The organism is Streptomyces sp. NPDC055966 (genome assembly GCF_042269865.1).
In the GTDB taxonomy this organism is placed as follows: Bacteria; Actinomycetota; Actinomycetes; order Streptomycetales; family Streptomycetaceae; genus Streptomyces.
In genome coordinates this window covers 303,605-321,818 of the sequence record NZ_JBHJYK010000007.1, presented here as the reverse complement: position 1 = coordinate 321,818, position 18,214 = coordinate 303,605, and the positions used below count along the sequence as shown (strand labels likewise).

Sequence of the window (18,214 nt, the reverse complement as noted above, 5' to 3'; positions counted from 1 at the left end):
CGACCGTAGTCGAGGAGCTGCTTCAGTTGAGCACGAACGAGCTGTGGCACACGACGTGGCGGTCCCCGTCCCTCCAGGCCGCGGCCGTCCACCGGGCCAGGGTGCGCGGCTGCCTCCTCGGCGGTGCGCTCGGTGACGCCCTCGGCTACCCCGTGGAGTTCTCCTCACTGGACCGCATCCGCGCCGCGCACGGTCCGCGCGGCGTCACCGGCCTCGTACCCGGCGCGCACGGAGCGGTCGGGCTGATCAGCGACGACACCCAGATGACCCTGTTCACCGTCGAGGCCCTGATCCAGGCGCACGCACGGCAGCGCGACAAGGGCATCGGCGGCGCCTGGCCACTGCTGCTGCGCCAGGCCTACGAGCGCTGGCTGGAGACCCAGTCCAAGCCCGGCCCCGACCAGCCCGTGCCGCAGCAGCCCGGCACACCGCCGCCCGCCGGACTGGTCGGCGAGGCCTGGCTGTACTCCCGCCGCGCGCCCGGGAACGCCTGCCTGTCCGGCGTCGCCCAGATGTACGCGCCCGACCCCGCGCTCCCGCTCGACGGCACACCGGGCCAGGTCAACCCCGACTCCAAGGGCTGCGGCACGGTCATGCGCTCGGCCCCCTTCGGCCTCGCGGCCCCCGCCGACGCGGCCTTCGCCATGGCGGCGCGCGGCGCCCAGATCACCCACGGCCACCCCACCGGCTACTACGCGGCCGGCGCGCTCGCCGCGATCGTCGCGCACCTGCTCGCCGGGGACTCGCTGGAAGGAGCGGTGCTGCGCACACTGCGGCTGCTGGAGCGGCACCGCGGCCACACGGAGACCACGGCCGCCCTGCGCGCCGCCCTCGACCTCGCCGACGACGGGGCACCGACCGCCGAGAAGACCGAGTCCCTCGGCGCGGGCTGGGTCGCCGAGGAGGCCCTCGCCATCGGCGTGTACTGCGCGCTCGCCGAGCCCGACGTCGAGCGGGCGCTGCTGCTCGCCGTCAACCACTCGGGCGACAGCGACTCCACCGGCTCGATCTGCGGCAACCTCCTCGGCGCGCTGCACGGCGACACCGGTCTGCCGCACGACTGGGTCGCCCGGGTGGAGGGCCGCCACCGGATCGCGGCCCTCGCCGACGACCTGGCGGCGGAGTGCGCACGGGCCTGACGTGGCAGGCTGAACGAGAACCGCCGACGCGAAGGGAGCCGAACGCCATGGCCGTTCAACCGCTGTCCCAGAAGGAGATCGAGGACCGGCTCGCGGAGCTGCCCGGCTGGTCGCTGGACGGGGACAAGCTCGCCCGCTCCTACCGGCTCGGGTCGCACGTCGCGGCGGCGGCGCTGGTCATGCACATCGCCGCGGTCCAGGACGAGCTGGACCACCACTCCGACCTCACTCTCGGCTACCACACCGTCTCCCTCACCGTGCACACACACAGCGCGGGCGGCGCCGTCACCGAGAAGGACTTCGCACTCGCCCGCAGGGTGGAGGACATCGCCCCAGGTCACGGCGCACACTGAGAAACGTGCTCGACTACGACAAGGAAGCCGACGCGTACGACGCGTCCCGCGGCGGCGAGGCCCGTGCCCACGCCGCCGCCGAAACGGTGCTCGGTCTGATCCCCGAGGGGCCGGGCCGGCTCCTCGACGTGGCCTGCGGCACCGGCATCCTCACCCGCCGGCTGGCCGCCGACCGCCCCGCATTGCGGGTGACCGGCGCCGACCTCACCGCCGAGATGGTCCGCAAGGCCGGGGCGAGACTCCCGGGCGCCGTCGTCCGCGCCGACAGCCGCCGCCTGCCCTTCCCCACCGGCACCTTCGACGCGGTCACCAGCGTCTGGCTGCTGCACCTGCTGGACGACGCCGGGGACGTCCGCGCGATCGTGGCCGAGTGCGCCCGCGTGCTGCGGCCCGGCGGGGTCTACGTCACCACCGTCGACAAGGCCGACGCGCACGACGTCGGCAGCGACATCGACACCGTCCTCGCCGGCCGCCCGCGCCGCCCCGCCCAGGACGCCGCCGCCACCGTCACCGCGCACGCCGTCCGGCACGGACTGGAGCCCGCCGGCGCGGGCGTGTTCCGCGGCGCCGGCCAGGGCCGCAGCCCGCGCACCACCATCGCCGACCTGCGCCGTGGCTGGTTCACCCAGCTGCCGCCGGGCGAGCCGCGCACCGAGCGGTTCGCCGCGCGCCTCGCCCGCCTCCCTGACCAGGACCGTCCCCGCCCGGACCCGGTGTTCGCCGTGCGGGCGTACCGCAAACCGGCGGCGTCGGCGGGGGAGGGCGTCCGGGCATGACGGAATGGCCGGGCGGCCCCCTGTGCGGGAGGGACCGCCCGGCCGTCGTCGCCCCCGTCTCCTGCGACGGGGCCGTGCACGCGGAGCGCCGGCGAGGACTATTCGAGGAGCTCCGCGTACGAGCCCATGGCCAGGGCGATGTCCGCCTCGGCCCAGAACCGGTGATAGGTGAACGTGGGCGCGGCGCCGCCCTTGAGGTAGGCCTCGATCTTCGACCAGGCCGGGTCGTTCTTGTAGAAGGACCGCAGCGAGGTGAAGGTGGCCGAGGAGTTGATCGCGTCGCCGTTCGGCATGGTGCCGCTCCAGCCGCTCGGCACGTACACGCTGTCGCCGAACCGGCTGTAGTCGGCGCGGGTCTCGGGGACGGCGATGCCGAGGCTGTCCTGGTCGTTGTTCCACATGCCGTCCAGCAGCGCCTTCGCCGTCGACTTGGCCGTCGCGTCACCGGACTTGGCGCCGTAGTACGTCAGCGTCTTCGCGTACGCCGCCGCCACGCCGACGTCGTCGGTGTAGTCGGCGACGGTGACGTGAAGGGAGCTGTTGGCGCCGGGACTCGACGGGTTCCAGGTGTCCGGCTGGCCGGACCACTGGAGGGTCGAGGGGATCCGGTAGGTGCCGTCGGGGTTGATCGTGGTCTGGGACAGCGCCCACTTCACCCACTTGTCGAGGACCGCCTTCGCGGCGGCGTTGCCCGTCTGCTGGTAGTACTCGGCGACCCGCTCCATCGACCACGCCTGGAAGCCGAACCACTGGTTGGACGGCGGGTCGTGGTAGACCGGCTCCCAGTCGTAGTACATGCCGTAGAAGGTCGGCGTGCCGGCCGGCGGGCTCGCGTACCGGCCCTGCCAGCTGTTGGTCGCGCCGCCCGCGATCGCGCCCTCGGACGACTGGAGCCACCGGTAGAACTCCAGCTGCCGCTGGAGCGACTTTCCCCAGTCCGAGGCGCCCGTCGCCGATTTGGGCTCCAGGTTCGGGTAACTGCTCAGCGCGTAGGCGGCCAGGGGGTTCTGGTAGCCGCCGTGGACATGGCTGGAGCCGATCCGCCAGGCCCAGCCCGCACTGGGGTCGGTGGCGCCGCCCCAGGCGTAGTACCAGGACAGCAGATAGTGCGAGGCGTCCTTGCCGGTGCCGGCCGCGCAGGTCGAGGGCCCCACACAGGTGCCGATCTTCTTGAAGTACTTGTCGTACATCGCGTACCGCAGGTAGTCGCCCATCTTCGCGGCCTTGGCGACCGTCGCGGACACCTCACCGCCCTTACCCTGCGCCTTGGCCCACACGTCCGCCCAGTACGCCGCCTGCACCGCGCGGGCGTCCGCGTCCGGGGCGTCGGTGTACTTCCACTGCTTCGCGTAGGAGTTGTCGCCGGTGAACAGGTCCAGGTAGCCGTTCTTTCCGCCGTACTTGAAGGCGTCGCAGGTCGGCTGTGGGACCGTCTCCCAGACCGACTCCTGCGGCCCGCGCTGGAAGGTGTTCAGATACGACGGCCCGCTCGCCGTCGGGCCGCCCTCGCAGGTGCCGCCGGGTGTGTCGCCGTAGCCGTAGACGTTGTCGACGTCCTCGATCCAGTGCATACCGTATACATCGTCCGTACCGTATGCAGTCTTCAGTTCACCGGCGATCGGATCCGATCCCACGGACACCGACGTGTCCAGCTTCGCCGGATACTGGTCCGGAGTGTCCTCCTCGGGCGCGTACGTCGCCGGCTTGGAGGCGTTGTAGAAGGAGTTCGCCGGCTGGTCGGCGTGCGTGGGGATCATGTACTTCTCCATGAGCGTCCACGCGCCGTTGAACTTCGACCAGTCACCGGTGACCTTGCCGTACATCGCCTGGAGCCAGAGCAGGTAGCTCCAGGCCTCCGACGTGGTCTCGTGGCCGTAGTCCGGGGCCTCGACGATCAGTGTCTCCACCGAGTGGTACGGGATGCCCTGAGGAGAGAAGTAACCGTTTGCGGGATCGGTGATCTTCCCGTACAGATCCAGGAAGCGCGCGTCGTACGTCTTCGCCGCCGCCAGTTCCGTCACGGTGACCGTGGCCCCCGCGTGGCCGTTCGCCGAGGCGGTGAAGGTCGCGGATCCGGTGCCGGAGGAGTCCGCCGAGACGGTGACCGGCTGAGCGGTGTCCCAGTTCGACGGCGTGAACGTCAGGGAGGAGCCTCCGCTCACGGACAGGCCGGTGTTGCCGCCCGTGCGGGCCACGCTCACCGTCACGTCCGTGCCCGGCTGCGTCGACAGCTTCACCCCGAACGTCCCCGACGTGCCCTGCTGGACGCCGAGTTGGGACGGCGAGGCCACCACGGAGGGTCCTGAGGCGACAGTAACGCCGACCGGCGTGGACTCGGCCGAGGCGCCCGTGCTGTCGTACGCCTTCGCCACCAGCGAATGACTGCCCACGGGCAGATCGGAGACGGACAGCGTGAACGGCGCGCTCGTGTCCGTCCCCAGGAGCGTGGTGTCGTCGTAGAACTCCACCTTGTCGATCGTCGCGCCGTCGGCGGCCGCCGCGGTCGCGGCCAGCGGGATCGCGTCCCCTCGCGTGTACACCGCGCCCGCGCTCGGGCTGGTCAGCACCGTGACCGGCGGCTGGTGCGCACCGGCGCAGGTCGTGCCGTTGACCGAGAAGGAGGTGGGGGCGGTGTTGGTGCCGCTGTAGGTGAACTGCGCGCCGGTGGTGACGGCGGCGCCTGCGGCGATGGCGGCGTTGTACGACGCGCTCTGCACGGAAACCGTCCCGCCGGACTGGGACCAGGTGCCGTTCCAGCCGTTCGTCAGCTTCTGATCGCCGGAGTAGGCGTACGACAGCGTCCAGCCGTCGATCGGGTCGGTGCCGCGGTTGGTGATCGTGAGGGCGGCGGTGAAGCCGGAACCCCAGTCGTTGGTCGTGTAGTCGACGCTGCACCGCACGGACGCCGCGTGCGCGGTCGTCGCGCCGGCGGCGAGCATCGACAGGGGCAGGGCGAACGCGGCCGCCACGGCGGTCCACCACCGCCGCACGGCTCTGTTTCTGCGTCTGGGTCTGCGTCCGGGATCCATGTGCTGGTTCCTCCTTTGGCGACTCGCGACATGCGGCTTGCGGCTCGGGAAGAAGTCAAGGCTTGAACCAGTGGGAGCGCTCCCATAGTGGGGACGACCCTGTGAACGGTCAAGGTGCTCGAAGAGTCGAAAAGATTCGACGGAAAGCCTTGAGGAAAAGTCAGCAACTCCCCTGGGCATCATGGCCAGTTGGCGCTACCTTCCATCGCACCAGTGGGAGCGGTTCCTGTCAGTCGACGCGCCGGTCACGGCGCGCGCCACTGCAAGGAGTCGCTCATGCGACACCCCCCGCGTTCAGTACTTTTAGCCGCCGCCGGGGCGACCGCGCTCATCGCGAGCGCCGTCGCCCCGGCCCTGTCGGCCCAGGGAGCCACACCCGCGTGCACGGTGGAGTACACGGTCACCAACCAGTGGGCGGGCGGCTTCCAGGGCTCCGTGAAAGTCACCAACAACCAAGCAGCGCTGGGCAGTTGGCGGATGTCCTTCGACTTCGCCGACGGCCAGAAGGTCACCCAGGGCTGGAACGCCGCATGGTCCCAGTCCGGCACCACCGTGACCGCGGCGAGCGAGACCTGGAACGCCTCCCTCGGCACCGGCGCCAGCGTCACCGCCGGCTTCCTCGCCGACTGGTCGGGCGGCAACACCGCACCCACGGCGTTCACGCTCAACGGTACGACCTGCAACGTCGATCCCGAGCCGCCGACCTCGCCGCCGCCCACGACCGGCACGGCACCCGCCCTCCATGTCTCCGGCACCGAGTTGGAGGACGCCTCCGGTGCGACCCACCGGCTGCTCGGCGTCAACCGCTCCGGCGGCGAGTTCATGTGCGTGCAGGGCCGCGGCATCTGGGACGGCCCGGTGGACGACGCCGCGATCAAGGCGATCGCCGACTGGAAGGCCGACGCCGTCCGCATCCCGCTCAACGAGGAATGCTGGCTCGGTCTTTCGAACATCAAGCCCGAGTACGGCGGCGCCAACTACATCAACGCCGTCAAGGACCTGGTGGCCCGCGTCGAGGCCCACGGCATGACCCCGATCCTCGACCTGCACTGGACCTACGGCCAGTACACCGGAAACTCCGCCGGCTGCTCCGACGTCCACGCCACCTGCCAGAAGCCCATGCCCGACGCGCAGTACAGCCCGCCGTTCTGGGCATCGGTGGCGAGCACCTTCAAGGACGACCCGGCACCCGTGTACGACCTGTTCAACGAGCCGTACCCGGACCGGGCGACCACCAGCACGACCGACGCCTGGAAGTGCTGGCGGGACGGCGGGAGCTGCCCCGGGATCCCGTACGCGGTCGCCGGTATGCAGGATCTCGTCGACAGTATCCGGAACGCCGGATCCACGAACGTCATCATGGCCGGCGGTCTGGCGTATGCGAACGACCTCAGCCAGTGGACCGCATACAGACCACAGGATCCTGTAGGCAATCTCGCCGCCGCCTACCACGGCTACAACTTCAACACCTGCGCGAACGAGAGCTGCTGGAACTCCACCCTCGCCCCGGTCGCGGCCCAGGTGCCGCTGGTCGCCGGGGAGATCGGTGAGAACACCTGCGCGCACGGCTTCACCGACCAGGTCATGAAGTGGTTCGACGACCGGAACCTGTCCTATCTGGGCTGGGCCTGGAACACCTGGGACTGCTCCTCGGGGCCGTCCCTGATCTCCGCCTACGACGGCACACCCACCGCCTACGGCATCGGACTGCGCGACCACCTGCGCGCCCTCAACCCGTAACACCCACCACGGAAGAAGGAACCCGCACACATGAGTCGTACCAGAACACCGTTACTCGCCGCCCTGGCGCTGGTCGCCGGCGCCTCCGGGACGGCACTCACCACCACCACCGCGGCCCACGCCGCGGCCGACGCGATCCCCTGCACCGTCGCCTACACGGTGCAGAACCAGTGGGACACCGGCTTCACCGCCGCCGTGACCGTCACCAACAACGTGGCGACCAAGTCGAGTTGGGCGGTGAAATGGTCGTACGCTGGTGACCAGAAGGTCACCAGCGGCTGGAACGCGCAGATCAGCCAGAGCGGCAGCGACGTCACCGCCACCAACGAGAGCTACAACGGCACACTCGCCACCGGCTCCTCGATCAGCTTCGGCTTCAACGGCACCTACAGCGGCACCGACACCTTGCCCACCACCTTCACCCTCGACGGCGTCACCTGCAACGTCGACGACGGCACCGGCGGGGGAGGCGGCACGGGCGGCGGCACCGGCGGCAGCGGCACCCGCGTCGACAACCCGTACGACGGCGCCAAGGTGTACGTGAACCCGGAGTGGTCGGCCAAGGCGGCCGCCGAGCCAGGCGGCACCCGCGTCTCCAACGAGCCGACCGGCGTCTGGCTCGACCACATCGCCGCGATCAACGGCGACAACGGCGGCATGAGCCTGCGCGACCACCTCGACGCCGCCCTCGCACAGAAGGGCAGCGGCCAGGAGGTCGTCCAACTGGTCGTCTACGACCTGCCCGGCCGCGACTGCTCCGCCCTCGCCTCCAACGGCGAACTCGGCCCGGACGACATCGGAAAGTACGAGAGCCAGTTCATCGACCCGATCGCCGCGATCCTCGCCGACCCCAAGTACGCCTCGCTGCGGATCGTCACCACGATCGAGCTCGACTCGCTGCCCAACCTCGTCACCAACACCGGCAGCCGCGCGACCGCCACACCCCAGTGCGACACCATGCTCGCCAACGGCAACTACGTGAAGGGCGTCGGCTACGCCCTCGCCAAGCTCGGCGCCATCCCGAACGTCTACAACTACCTCGACGCCGGCCACCACGGCTGGCTCGGCTGGGACGACAACTTCGCCGCCGCCGCGAACGTGTTCAAGCAGGCGGCCACCACCTCCGGCGCGACGGTCGACGATGTCCAGGGCTTCATCACCAACACCGCCAACTACAGCGCCCTGAAGGAGGACAACTTCGCGATCAACGACACCGTGAACGGCACCTCGGTCCGCCAGTCCAAGTGGGTCGACTGGAACCGGTACGCCGACGAGCTGTCCTTCGCCCAGGCCTTCCGCACCGAGCTGGTCTCGGTCGGGTTCAACTCGAACATCGGCATGCTGATCGACACCTCCCGCAACGGCTGGGGCGGCTCCGCCCGCCCGACCGGACCGGGCCCGAGGACCAGCGTCGACGCCTACGTCGACGGCGGCCGCTACGACCGCCGCATCCACGTCGGCAACTGGTGCAACCAGGCCGGAGCCGGCCTCGGCGAGCGCCCGCAGGCGAGCCCGGCCCCCGGGATCGACGCCTACGTGTGGATGAAGCCCCCGGGGGAGTCCGACGGCTCCAGCACCGCCATCCCGAACAATGAGGGCAAGGGCTTCGACCGGATGTGCGACCCGACGTACACGGGCAACGCCCGCAACAACAACAACATGTCGGGCGCGCTGCCGAACGCGCCGCTGTCCGGACACTGGTTCTCCGCCGAGTTCCAGCAGCTGATGCAGAACGCCTACCCGCCGCTGCCGTAACCGGTCGCGTAACAGCTGCCGTAACCGGTCTCTTCTCACCGGCGCGGTGAACGTCCGCCGGGGTCCCACCGTCTACGGGCGGCCGAGACCCCGGCGGATCGCCGTCTCCACCGGGGAGTACGCCCCTCCGCCCCTCCAGTGCGCACGGCGCCGCCGGAATCGGCGGCGGCTGTGCCCGGTTCGTCGTCCACGAGACCCCACGGTGCCGCCGCGGCCATCGCCCTGTGCCCCGCACACCCGGCTTCTTTCGGCGCCGCTGTGCCGTATCGGCAATCTTTTTGCGGCACTGGCAACAGGACTGGCCTCCTCGCGGGGCGGCGTCGCAGGCTGGCCGCATCCGAAGGAGAGGCTGAACACCATGGCACAGGAGCACCACAAACATCAGGAGCACGGCGGGCAGCACCAGCACGACGGGCATCAGGGGCAGCACACCCACGGAGGTCACGCGGCTCACGGGGGCCACGCGGGCCACGCCCACGGCGGCGACATCGACTGGGCCGCGATGGCGGCCCATCTGGAGACGGAGGCCGAGGTGGCCGCCCCGGCGTACGAGAGCGCCCTGGCCTGGCTGGGCGAGGAGGTGACGGAGCCCGGTCTGATCGTGGACGCGGGCAGTGGCCCCGGGGTGATCGCCTGCCTGTTCGCGCGGGAGTTCCCCGGCGCCCGGGTGGTCGCCGCCGACGGCTCGGCCCCGTTGCTGGAGCGCGCCCGCGCCCGCGCCGCCCGCGAGGGGGTAGCCGACCGATTCGACACCCTGGTCGGCGAACTCCCGGACGTACTGGGCGAGTTGGAGTATCCGGTGGACCTGCTGTGGGCCAGCCGCAGCCTGCACCACCTCGGCGACCAGAAGGCCGCACTCGCCGCGTTCGGCGCGCGGCTCGCTCCCGGCGGCGCACTGGCCATTCTGGAGGGCGGTCTGGCTCCCCGCTTTCTGCCCCGCGACCTCGGCTTCGGCCGCCCCGGACTCCAGACCCGCCTCGACGCCCTCCAGGAGGACCGCTTCGCCGAGATGCGCGCCGAACTCCCCGGCGCGGTCGCCGATACCGAGGACTGGCCCGCCCTGCTGACCGCCGCCGGCCTGAAGCACACCGGTACCCGCAGCTTCCTGCTCGACCTGCCCGCCCCCCTCCCCGAGAAGGCCCGCACCTTCGTGGTCACCATGCTGTCCCGCGCCCGGGACCTCCATGCCGAGGCCCTGGACGCCGAGGACCGCGCCACCCTCGACCGGCTCCTCGACCCCGCCGACCCGGGCAGCGTCCAACGCCGCCCCGACGTGTTCGTCCTCGCGGCCCACACGGTGCACCGGGCGGTACGGCCGGCGTAGGCGGGGGGTGCGCCGGAAAGCGGCGGATTCCCACTCGGATGCGGGAAGTTGACTTCGAGCGCGCTCCACGTGATGGACTCCCTCGCGTCACCGACATACAGGGGGAACCCGTGAACGACTCTCCGGTCGCACTCATCACCGGCGGCGCCACCGGCATCGGCGCCGCCGTCGCCCGGCAGCTGCTGGCCGCCGGACACCGCGTCACCGTCACCGGTCGTACGGAATCCCGGCTGCGGGACTTCGCCGACGAGCTCGGCCGGCCTGAGGAACTGCAGACAATCGCCGGTAATGCGTCGACATTCGACGATATACAGAATGCTGTCGACCGTACGCTCAAGGCATACGGTCGACTGGATACCGTCGTCGCCAACGCCGGCTTCGCCACCCACGACTCCGTCGCCGACGGCGACCCGGCCGGCTGGACCGAGATGGTCCTCACCAACGTCCTCGGCCCGGCCCTGCTCATCCGCGCCTCGGTCGAGGCGCTGAAGGAGAGCCGCGGGCGGATCGTCCTCATCGGCAGCGTCGCCGGGTTCGTGAACACTCCCGGCAATCTCTACGGCGCCACCAAGTGGGCGGTCACCGGGCTCGCCGAGAACACCCGGCGCCAGGTCACGGAGTTCGGGATCGGGGTGACGCTGGTCGCCCCCGGCCGGGTGGAGACCCCGTTCTGGGACGGCCTCGGCAGCCTGCCCCCGGGGCAGCTCCTGACCGCCGACCAGATCGCCGACTCGGTCGTCTGGGCGATCCGGCAGCCGGCCGGGGTCGACGTCAACACCGTGGTCGTACGCCCGCTGGGGCAGCCCAACTGACGTATGCGGCACGTCAGTTGTTGGCGAGGAACTGCTTGGCCAGCTGGTCCCCGAGTGAGACGGCCGCGCTGTGGCTCTCGATGGGGGAGACCTTGGAGTTCTTGAACAGGATGTAGGTCACGCCGGAGTCGGCCCCGCCGGTCTTCGGGTCGGGGTCGATGCCGAGTGCCTTGGCGGTGGCGTACGAGGCCTCGCCGATGATCTTCGTGGGGCCGGTGTCGCCGACGACGGCGTACTCCACCTTGTTGTCGTAGATGACGGCGACCACGCCGCCGCCCTTGATGCCGGCGCTGGAGTAGTTCCAGATACTGCTGGAGCTGGGCACCACGATGTAGGGGAGCGACTCCGCCGTCAGGGGCTTGCCGTCGGACTGGTGGAAGGCGGTGTCGTTCTGGTACCAGGGGTCGCGGTTCTTGTTGCAGTTGGTGGTGGTCTGGCCGTCGCAGTCGATGTCCATGTCGGCCTTCCAGAACACCGCGCCGTTCTTGCCGCACACGGGGACGGTGGCCGACGTCTCCTCGTCCGTCTTGTACTTGCCGTTCGATATCTGCGAACAGGACGTCACCTTGGCGAGCAGGTCGGCCGCGCTGACCGAGCCCTCCTGGGCGGACGTGGGCGCGGTCCTCGCTGACGGGACGGCGGACGCGTGCGCGGGGAGCACACCCGCGGCGAGCAGGGCGGCCCCGGAGGCCGCGGTGAGGGTCAGCGTTCGAAAGCGCACTGTGGGGGACCCTTCTGTTAGGAAAGTTTCCTTACCGGGTGCCGTACACCGTGGCCCCATCCGCATGTCCCCGTCAACCCTCGGGTTGCGAACTCCCGAAACCTGTGCGTATTGCGGTGATTTGCGCTCACGGCAAGACTGAGGAGACCGCTTTGTACTCTTATGTCTGCCGCCGTCGGCCCGGCACGGTCACGGCTCCGGGAGGTGGGACGCATGTTGTTCGTCCGCACGGTGTACGCGACCGGCAATCCGGCACAGCTGGGCACGGCCATCCGGACCCTGAACACGCAGGGGCACGATCTGCTGGAGGAACGCCCAGGTTTCCTGGGTGCGGGCGTCTTCGTCGACCGGGGTCTCGGCACCCTGTTCTCGGTCAGCTGGTGGGAGTCGGCCGAGGCGCGTGACCACAGCGACGCGGTGATGCGCGAGCGGCGCCCGGCGCTGCTGCATCCCTTCGCCGGGACCGTCGCGGTCGAGAACTACGAGGCCACGGTCTTCCCTGTCGGACACCGGCCGCTCACCGGCGGCGGCATGCGGCTGACCCGGCTGGAGTTCGCGCCGGCGGACGCGGACCTGGTCTTCGACACCTTCCACGCGGGAGTGCTGCCCCGGCTGGAGGTGTTGCCCGGATTCGCCGGGGCCGCGCTCTTCCTGGACCGCGTGCGCGGCCGGGGCCTGGTCGGGGTGCTCTTCGCCGACCGTGCCGCACTGGACGGGTCCCGGGCCGGGCAGGCACTCATCCGGCACGAGAGCGTGGTCAAGGCGCACGTCGACGTCGTCGCCCTGGAGGAGTTCGAGATCGTCCACGCGGACGTGCGGACCGACTGAACGACGGGGCGCACGGTCCCGGGAACGGCGTACGGGAGCGGCTCACGGGAGCGGCTCACGGGAACGGTCCACGACCGCGGGCGAGGTGGCCGCGGCGGTCGCGGACGGCGGGTGGACGGCGTACGGCCGCCCGTCCCGCCGGTGGGCGGGGCGGACGGCCGTGGTGTGCGCGGCGTTGTCCGGCGGGCCGGAGCCCGCTGTCGGTCCGGGCGAAGCGGCTCAGCCCACGTAGTCGAAGGTGGCCGGGTCAGGGCCGATGCGCCGGTCCTCGTTGAGCGCGCTGATCGCCGCGAGGTCCTCGTCGTCCAGGCTGAAGTCGAAGACCTCGATGTTCTCCTTGATCCGGGACGGCGTCACGGACTTCGGGATCACGATGGTGCCCAGCTGGACGTGCCAGCGCAGCACGACCTGGGCGGGGGTGCGGCCGTGCTTTTGCGCGATCGCGACGATCGCCGGCACCTCCAGCAGTCCCTTGCCCTGGCCGAGCGGCGACCAGGCCTCGGTCGCGATGCCCTGCTCCGCGTGGAACGCGCGGGCGGCGTGCTGCTGGAGGTGCGGGTGCAGCTCGATCTGGTTGACCGCCGGGATGACGGAGGTCTCGGCGATCAGCCGCTCCAGGTGCTCGGGAAGGAAGTTGGACACGCCGATGGCGCGCACGCGCTTGTCGGCGTAGAGCTTTTCGAGCGCCCGGTAGGTGTCGACGTAGGTGTCGCGGGACGGCAGCGGCCAGTGGATCAGGTACAGGTCCACGTGGTCGAGGCCCAGCTTCGCCAGCGAGGTGTCGAACGCGCGGAGCGTGGCGTCGTACCCCTGGTCGGCGTTCCAGAGCTTGGTGGTGACGAAGAGTTCCTCGCGGGGGACGCCGGAGGCGGCGAGGGCCTTGCCGGTGCCCTCCTCGTTGCCGTAGATCGCGGCGGTGTCGATGCTGCGGTACCCGGCCGCGAGCGCCGTGGTGACGGCCCGCTCGGCATCGTCGTCCGGCACCTGCCAGACGCCGAAGCCCAGCTGGGGCATCTCGATGCCGTTGTTGAGGATGATCGGGGGGACCTTGCTGCTCACGAGCCTCGTGATCCTTCGGTTGTCGACAGGTGGTACGTCCATCGTCAACGATCAACGGCCGTGCCGCATTCCTGACCGCGGAATCCGGCGAAACTGACCGGCGAGTCAGCGTCTGCGACGGAGATTGGCCGGAAACGCATCCGACGTTTTCGGTCCGGACCATTGACCGCGGCGCATCGTCCCGCGACTCTGTATCGCGCCAGCGGACGTGTCGATGAACCCGGTGCATGTACGTGAACCTGCCCTGACCTGGCCGTCGACTCCGCCCTGCCCTCAGTGGCCTTCCCTGATGAGTTCCCCCACCTCGGGAAAGCGAGTACGCACCCATGAACGAGAGCCCTTCCCTGTCCCTCCGGACGGACCTCCTCACCCCGCAGACATCGGATGAAAAGGTCTGGCGAAGCCCTGGTTACCGTGTGGTGGAGACCGCGCTGGAGGTGACCGCCTACGCGCTCGCCGACCGCCGCGCGCCCGAGCCGCCCCCGGCCGCATGACCGCGGCGGCACCGGAACCCGACGGCCGCGCCCCCTGGCCGGCCGCCGAGTTCACCGAGCGGCTGCGCGCGGTCACCAGGGCGCGCTACCACGACCGGCACCCCTTCAATCAGCGGATGCACCGCGGCGAACTGACCCCCGCCGAACTGCGCCGCTGGATCGCCGCCCGCTTCCACTACCAGCGGCACATCCCCGTCAAGGACGCGCTGATCCTCGCCGCTCTGGAGCGGCCCGAGGACCGCCGCGCCTGGCTGCGCCGCATCCACGACCAGGACGGTACCGACAGTGCGGGGGGCGGTATCGAGCGCTGGCTGCGACTCGGCGAGGCGGCCGGGCTCGACCGCGAGGAACTTCTCGACGCGTCCCGGGTGCCGCCCGGAGTGCGGTTCGCGGTGGAGGCATACGTCGACTTCTGCCGGCGGCGCCCGGTGCTCGACGCCGTCGCCGCCTCCCTGACCGAGCTGTCCGCCCCGGACCTGATGCGCACCCGCACCGCCGCTTTCGAACGCCACTACCCGTGGATCGACCCGGCGGGCCTCGCCTACTTCCGCACCCGCGTCACCCAGGGCGCCCGCGACGCCGAACAGGCCCTCGCCCTGGTCCTGGCCCGCGCCCGCACCCCGGACGAGCAGCAACGGGCCGTCTCCGCCCTGGAGTTCAAGTGCGAGGTGCTGTGGGCGCTGCTGGACGCGGTGGACGTGACGGGCATGGCGGGCGCGACGGGTACGGCGGACTCGTCGGCTTCGGCGGACAGGTGCGGGGCATGACGCCCGTGCCGGTGTCGCCCGTTCCGGAGTCGCCCGCGCCGGTGTCGCCCATCGCGCCCTGGCGGCCGGTCCTTGCCCGGGGAGTGCTGCTGCGGCGCGACCGGGTGCGGGGCGCGGATCTGTTGCTGCTGCCGGAGCGGGTGGTGGTGCTCGACGGCGGCGCGGGCGAGGTACTGCGGCTGTGCGACGGCGTCCGGAACGTGGACACCGTCGTCGCCGAACTGACGGCACGTCATCCGGACGCACCCGTCGCCGCCGAAGTCCCCGTGTTCCTCGACCGGTTACGGAAGGAGGGCTGGCTCGGATGACCGCCGCGGCCCCTCCCTGGGCCCTGCTCGCCGAACTCACCCACGCCTGTCCGCTGCGCTGCGGCTATTGCTCGAATCCCATCGAACTGGTCGGCCGGTCAGCAGAGTTGACCACCGGGCAGTGGTCGGAGGTGTTCCGGCAGGCGGGTGCCCTCGGAGTCGTCCACACCCATCTGTCCGGCGGTGAACCGCTGCTCCGGCGCGACCTGCCGGACCTGGTGTCCGCCGCGGACGGCGCCGGCCTCTACACCCAGCTCGTCACGAGCGGCGTGGGACTCGGCGAGCGGCGGCTGGCCGCACTGACCCGGGCCGGGCTGCGCAGCGTGCAGCTGTCGGTGCAGCACGCGGATCCCGTGGCCGCCGAACGCGTCGCGGGGGCACGGTCGTTCGCGGCCAAGGAGCGTGCCGCCCGCCTGGTGCGCGAGGCCGGGCTTCCCCTGGGCCTGAACGTCGTTCTCCACCACGGCAACCTGGACGCTCTCGACGACCTGGTGCGGCTCGCCGTCGACTGGGGCGCCGACCGGATCGAGCTGGCCAACACCCAGTACCACGGCTGGGCGGCCCGCAACCGCACCGCCCTGCTGCCGACGCCCGCCCAGACCGAGCGTGCCCGCACCCGTGTTGCCCGCTGGCGTGAACGGCTGGGAGACACGCTGGAGTTGGTGTGGGTCGCCGCCGATCTCGTGGACGCCACCGCGAAACCCTGCATGGGCGGCTGGGGAGCCGTCTCCCTGACCGTCTCTCCGGACGGCACGGTGCTGCCCTGCCCGGCCGCCGGCGCCCTGCCCGGACTTGACCCGCCGAACGTGAAGGACCGTGAACTGGCCTGGATCTGGCGGGAGTCGAAGGCCTTCAACGCCTTCCGGGGCGAGGCCTGGATGCCCGAACCGTGCCGAGGCTGCGCCCTGCGCACGGTCGACCACGGCGGCTGCCGCTGCCAGGCCCACGCCCTGACCGGCGATCCCGCCCGCGCCGACCCCGCCTGCCGGCACGCCCCGGACCACCCCCTCGTCCACGCCCTGGTGCACGGCCCCGCCGCGCACCGGAGCGCGTACGCCTACCGAGAAGGAGGATCATGAGACGCCGACGCCTGCGCGCGGCGCTGAGCACCGCCGCGCTCGCCACGGCCGCCCTCGCGGTGCTGCCCGCCGCCGTCCCCCCGGCGGCCGCCGCTCCGCCCACCACCGCCCCCTCCCTCCGTGCCGCCGTCCCCTCCTCCCGTCCGGCCGCGGCCCGCGACTGGTCCACGGCCGTCGTCGACTCCACCATGGCGCGCTACACCCCGCAGACCATCGGCGGCTGGTCGTACCCGGTGGGCCTGTACCTCTACGGCCAGTACCTCGTCTACCGGCGCACCCACGACCCCCGCCTGCTGTCGTACATCCAGGCCTACGTCGACCGGTTCGTGAGCGCCGACGGTGGCATCGGCCAGTCGTTCGACAGCCTGGACAGCATGCAGGCGGGCCGGCTGCTGGTGATCCTGCACCACGAGACCGGCCAGGACCGCTATCGCAAGGCCGCCCAGAAGATCCGCGACCGCCTGAACACCTATCCGCGCACCTCCGACGGCGGCTTCTGGCACGCCGACACCAGCAGCCGGGCCCACCAACTCTGGGCGGACGGCGCCTACATGGTGAACCCGTTCCTGGTCGAGTACGGCCAGGAGTTCCATGACGGCGCGTACACGAACGGCGAGGCCGCGCGGCAGCTGTACGTCTACGGCCATCACCTCCAGGTCGCAAGCGGCCTGCTCCGGCACGCCTACGACGAGTCGAGGTCGGCGAGCTGGGCCGATCCGGCCACCGGACTCGCCCCCGAGCACTGGTGCCGGGCCGTCGGCTGGTACGCCATGGCGACGGTGAACGTCCTGGACGCGATCCCCGCGAACCAGCAGTACCGCCCCCAACTGCTCAGCATTTTCCGTACGTTGGCCTCCGCCCTGGAGAAGTACCAGGACCCGGCGTCCGGGCGATGGTTCCAGGTGATCGACAAAGGGGACCGGCCGGACAACTGGACCGAGACGTCCTGCTCCAGCATGTTCGCCTACGCCCTCGACCGAGGCGCCCAACAGGGATATTTGGACGGGCACTTCAGGTCCGTGGCCCGGCGCGGCTACCAGGGAGTGCTGGCCCGGCTGTCGCTCGGTACGGACGGCCGTACCGCCCTGTCCGACATCTCCGTCGGCACCAACGTCGGCGACTATGCCTACTATGCCGCCCGTCCTCGGGCCGTCAACGACTTCCACGGGCTCGGCGCCTTCCTGATCATGAACGAGCAACTGCGTGAGGACGGTGGTATGTCATGAGCACGTCCAGGAGGGTCGTGTTGGGTGCCGCGCTCGGCGGTGCCGCGGCGGCCGCGACCGGACTGCCGCCCGGCCTGCCCGCAACCGTGGCCCATGCCGCCTCCTGGCAGTTGAAGTGGTCGCCGTCGGCGCGCACCGACGGACTCGGCGCCTTCGAGACCGTCGAGGACGACCGCGCCCACTCCCACCCGGCCGGCCACCCGCACATCTTCGCCACCGGCGACAACTGGCGCTTCAACATCCACACCGTCGACCGCGACACCTCCACCGACCGCCAGCGCCAGGAGGCCACCGGCCTGCGCACCGGCCCGGACAGCTACCTGAAGTGGACCGAGGGCCAGACCTGGCGGATCACCTACTCGATGTACATCCCCAGCACCCTCAAGGCGACCACCACCTTCACGCACATCATGCAGATGAAGCAGCCCGGCAGCGGCACCTCGCCGATCGTCGTGCAGTCGCTGCGCCGCACGAACGGCACGCAGACCATCGAACTCCGGCTCGCCACCGACGACATCCTCGTCGGCAGCACCGGCCTCGACCCGCTGCACGACACGTGGACCGACGTCGACTTCCAGATCAAGGTCGGCAACGGCACGGCCGGTTCCGTCCGCTGGATCCTCAAGAGCGGCTCCACGACGGTCATCGACAGGACGAAGTCCGGCGTCGACACGTTCCTCGCCGACCGGGTGCGCCCCAAGTGGGGCATCTACCGCTCCCTCGGCGACACCTCGGGCTCCCTGGAGGACACCTACCTCCTGCTCACGAACCTGCGCGGCTACCAACTCTCCTAGAGGAGCGGTC

General features: G+C 70.9%; 17 protein-coding genes. 14 read left to right on the top strand and 3 right to left on the bottom strand.

Annotation, left to right across the window (positions count from 1 at the left end; all coding sequences use genetic code 11):
* Window positions 1-26 precede the first annotated feature (26 nt).
* Genes ACFC8N_RS17795 through ACFC8N_RS17785 form a run of 3 tightly spaced genes read left to right on the top strand, consistent with a single transcriptional unit; the run spans window position 27 to window position 2,268 of the window.
* Window positions 27-1,139 carry an ADP-ribosylglycohydrolase family protein gene (locus ACFC8N_RS17795; RefSeq protein WP_376288714.1) on the top strand — a complete coding sequence of 371 codons (1,113 nt, stop codon included), beginning with the start codon at window positions 27-29 and terminating at the stop codon, window positions 1,137-1,139.
* A 47-nt stretch (window positions 1,140-1,186) separates the two neighbouring features.
* Window positions 1,187-1,492 carry a 4a-hydroxytetrahydrobiopterin dehydratase gene (locus ACFC8N_RS17790; RefSeq protein ID WP_376288713.1) on the top strand — a complete coding sequence of 102 codons (306 nt, stop codon included), beginning with the start codon at window positions 1,187-1,189 and terminating at the stop codon, window positions 1,490-1,492.
* A gap of 5 nt (window positions 1,493-1,497) precedes the next feature.
* Window positions 1,498-2,268, top strand: a complete 771-nt coding sequence (locus tag ACFC8N_RS17785) for a class I SAM-dependent methyltransferase (RefSeq protein WP_376288712.1) — start codon at window positions 1,498-1,500, stop codon at window positions 2,266-2,268.
* Window positions 2,269-2,366: 98 nt separating this feature from the next.
* Here ACFC8N_RS17785 and ACFC8N_RS17780 read toward each other — a convergent pair whose 3' ends face one another.
* Entirely contained in the window at window positions 2,367-5,297 is a 2,931-nt protein-coding gene (locus tag ACFC8N_RS17780) for a glycoside hydrolase family 48 protein (protein WP_376288711.1), read from the bottom strand.
* A gap of 276 nt (window positions 5,298-5,573) precedes the next feature.
* On the opposite strand from ACFC8N_RS17780, the gene ACFC8N_RS17775 reads away from it, so the two are divergent.
* The 4 genes from ACFC8N_RS17775 (at window position 5,574) to ACFC8N_RS17760 (ending at window position 10,928) form a co-directional block, all read left to right on the top strand.
* Window positions 5,574-7,037, top strand: coding sequence for a cellulase family glycosylhydrolase (locus tag ACFC8N_RS17775; protein ID WP_376288710.1), 1,464 nt, complete (start codon window positions 5,574-5,576; stop codon window positions 7,035-7,037).
* A 30-nt stretch (window positions 7,038-7,067) separates the two neighbouring features.
* The gene (locus ACFC8N_RS17770) at window positions 7,068-8,792 is read left to right on the top strand and encodes a glycoside hydrolase family 6 protein (protein ID WP_376288709.1); all 1,725 of its coding nucleotides are present in this window, start codon (window positions 7,068-7,070) and stop codon (window positions 8,790-8,792) included.
* 358 nt (window positions 8,793-9,150) lie between these two features.
* Window positions 9,151-10,116, top strand: a complete 966-nt coding sequence (locus ACFC8N_RS17765) for a class I SAM-dependent methyltransferase (protein WP_376288708.1) — start codon at window positions 9,151-9,153, stop codon at window positions 10,114-10,116.
* A gap of 110 nt (window positions 10,117-10,226) precedes the next feature.
* Window positions 10,227-10,928, top strand: coding sequence for an SDR family oxidoreductase (locus tag ACFC8N_RS17760; protein WP_362820460.1), 702 nt, complete (start codon window positions 10,227-10,229; stop codon window positions 10,926-10,928).
* Window positions 10,929-10,941: 13 nt separating this feature from the next.
* On the opposite strand, the gene ACFC8N_RS17755 is transcribed toward ACFC8N_RS17760, so the two are convergent.
* The gene (locus tag ACFC8N_RS17755) at window positions 10,942-11,649 is read right to left on the bottom strand and encodes a glycoside hydrolase family 75 protein (RefSeq protein WP_376288707.1); all 708 of its coding nucleotides are present in this window, start codon (window positions 11,647-11,649) and stop codon (window positions 10,942-10,944) included.
* 213 nt (window positions 11,650-11,862) lie between these two features.
* Here ACFC8N_RS17755 and ACFC8N_RS17750 point away from each other — a divergent pair, with 213 nt between their 5' ends.
* The gene (locus ACFC8N_RS17750) at window positions 11,863-12,477 is read left to right on the top strand and encodes a hypothetical protein (RefSeq protein WP_356030474.1); all 615 of its coding nucleotides are present in this window, start codon (window positions 11,863-11,865) and stop codon (window positions 12,475-12,477) included.
* Window positions 12,478-12,696: 219 nt separating this feature from the next.
* Here the strand turns inward: ACFC8N_RS17750 and ACFC8N_RS17745 are convergent, their stop codons facing one another.
* Window positions 12,697-13,536 carry an aldo/keto reductase gene (locus tag ACFC8N_RS17745; RefSeq protein WP_362820458.1) on the bottom strand — a complete coding sequence of 280 codons (840 nt, stop codon included), beginning with the start codon at window positions 13,534-13,536 and terminating at the stop codon, window positions 12,697-12,699.
* A gap of 326 nt (window positions 13,537-13,862) precedes the next feature.
* Between ACFC8N_RS17745 and pqqA the strand changes: the two genes are divergently transcribed.
* From pqqA to ACFC8N_RS17715, 6 genes are read left to right on the top strand one after another with little or no spacing between them, the layout of a single operon-like run.
* Window positions 13,863-14,030: a pyrroloquinoline quinone precursor peptide PqqA gene (pqqA, locus tag ACFC8N_RS17740; protein WP_362820457.1), complete on the top strand. Its 168-nt coding sequence runs from the start codon at window positions 13,863-13,865 to the stop codon at window positions 14,028-14,030.
* Window positions 14,027-14,797, top strand: a complete 771-nt coding sequence (gene pqqC / locus ACFC8N_RS17735) for a pyrroloquinoline-quinone synthase PqqC (RefSeq protein WP_376288706.1) — start codon at window positions 14,027-14,029, stop codon at window positions 14,795-14,797. The genes pqqA and pqqC overlap by 4 nt, the downstream gene beginning before the upstream one ends.
* Window positions 14,794-15,105 carry a pyrroloquinoline quinone biosynthesis peptide chaperone PqqD gene (gene pqqD, locus ACFC8N_RS17730; protein ID WP_356030470.1) on the top strand — a complete coding sequence of 104 codons (312 nt, stop codon included), beginning with the start codon at window positions 14,794-14,796 and terminating at the stop codon, window positions 15,103-15,105. Before pqqC ends, pqqD begins: the two co-directional genes overlap by 4 nt.
* Window positions 15,102-16,184 carry a pyrroloquinoline quinone biosynthesis protein PqqE gene (gene pqqE / locus ACFC8N_RS17725; protein ID WP_376288705.1) on the top strand — a complete coding sequence of 361 codons (1,083 nt, stop codon included), beginning with the start codon at window positions 15,102-15,104 and terminating at the stop codon, window positions 16,182-16,184. The genes pqqD and pqqE overlap by 4 nt, the downstream gene beginning before the upstream one ends.
* Window positions 16,181-17,410, top strand: a complete 1,230-nt coding sequence (locus tag ACFC8N_RS17720; RefSeq protein ID WP_376288704.1) for a glycoside hydrolase family 105 protein — start codon at window positions 16,181-16,183, stop codon at window positions 17,408-17,410. The genes pqqE and ACFC8N_RS17720 overlap by 4 nt, the downstream gene beginning before the upstream one ends.
* Window positions 17,407-18,204 carry a Tat pathway signal sequence domain protein gene (locus tag ACFC8N_RS17715; protein WP_376288703.1) on the top strand — a complete coding sequence of 266 codons (798 nt, stop codon included), beginning with the start codon at window positions 17,407-17,409 and terminating at the stop codon, window positions 18,202-18,204. The genes ACFC8N_RS17720 and ACFC8N_RS17715 overlap by 4 nt, the downstream gene beginning before the upstream one ends.
* Window positions 18,205-18,214: the final 10 nt, after the last annotated feature.

Excerpts from the sequence above, each read along its gene's own strand:
- ACFC8N_RS17790 (WP_376288713.1), top strand. The coding sequence starts at position 1,187 with ATGGCCGTTCAACCGCTGTCCCAGAAGGAGATCGAGGACCGGCTCGCG.
- ACFC8N_RS17780 (WP_376288711.1), bottom strand. The coding sequence starts at position 5,297 with ATGGATCCCGGACGCAGACCCAGACGCAGAAACAGAGCCGTGCGGCGG.
- ACFC8N_RS17775 (WP_376288710.1), top strand. The coding sequence starts at position 5,574 with ATGCGACACCCCCCGCGTTCAGTACTTTTAGCCGCCGCCGGGGCGACC.
- ACFC8N_RS17770 (WP_376288709.1), top strand. The coding sequence starts at position 7,068 with ATGAGTCGTACCAGAACACCGTTACTCGCCGCCCTGGCGCTGGTCGCC.
- ACFC8N_RS17765 (WP_376288708.1), top strand. The coding sequence starts at position 9,151 with ATGGCACAGGAGCACCACAAACATCAGGAGCACGGCGGGCAGCACCAG.
- ACFC8N_RS17750 (WP_356030474.1), top strand. The coding sequence starts at position 11,863 with ATGTTGTTCGTCCGCACGGTGTACGCGACCGGCAATCCGGCACAGCTG.
- pqqA (WP_362820457.1), top strand. The coding sequence starts at position 13,863 with ATGAACGAGAGCCCTTCCCTGTCCCTCCGGACGGACCTCCTCACCCCG.
- pqqC (WP_376288706.1), top strand. The coding sequence starts at position 14,027 with ATGACCGCGGCGGCACCGGAACCCGACGGCCGCGCCCCCTGGCCGGCC.
- pqqD (WP_356030470.1), top strand. The coding sequence starts at position 14,794 with ATGACGCCCGTGCCGGTGTCGCCCGTTCCGGAGTCGCCCGCGCCGGTG.
- pqqE (WP_376288705.1), top strand. The coding sequence starts at position 15,102 with ATGACCGCCGCGGCCCCTCCCTGGGCCCTGCTCGCCGAACTCACCCAC.
- ACFC8N_RS17720 (WP_376288704.1), top strand. The coding sequence starts at position 16,181 with ATGAGACGCCGACGCCTGCGCGCGGCGCTGAGCACCGCCGCGCTCGCC.
- ACFC8N_RS17715 (WP_376288703.1), top strand. The coding sequence starts at position 17,407 with ATGAGCACGTCCAGGAGGGTCGTGTTGGGTGCCGCGCTCGGCGGTGCC.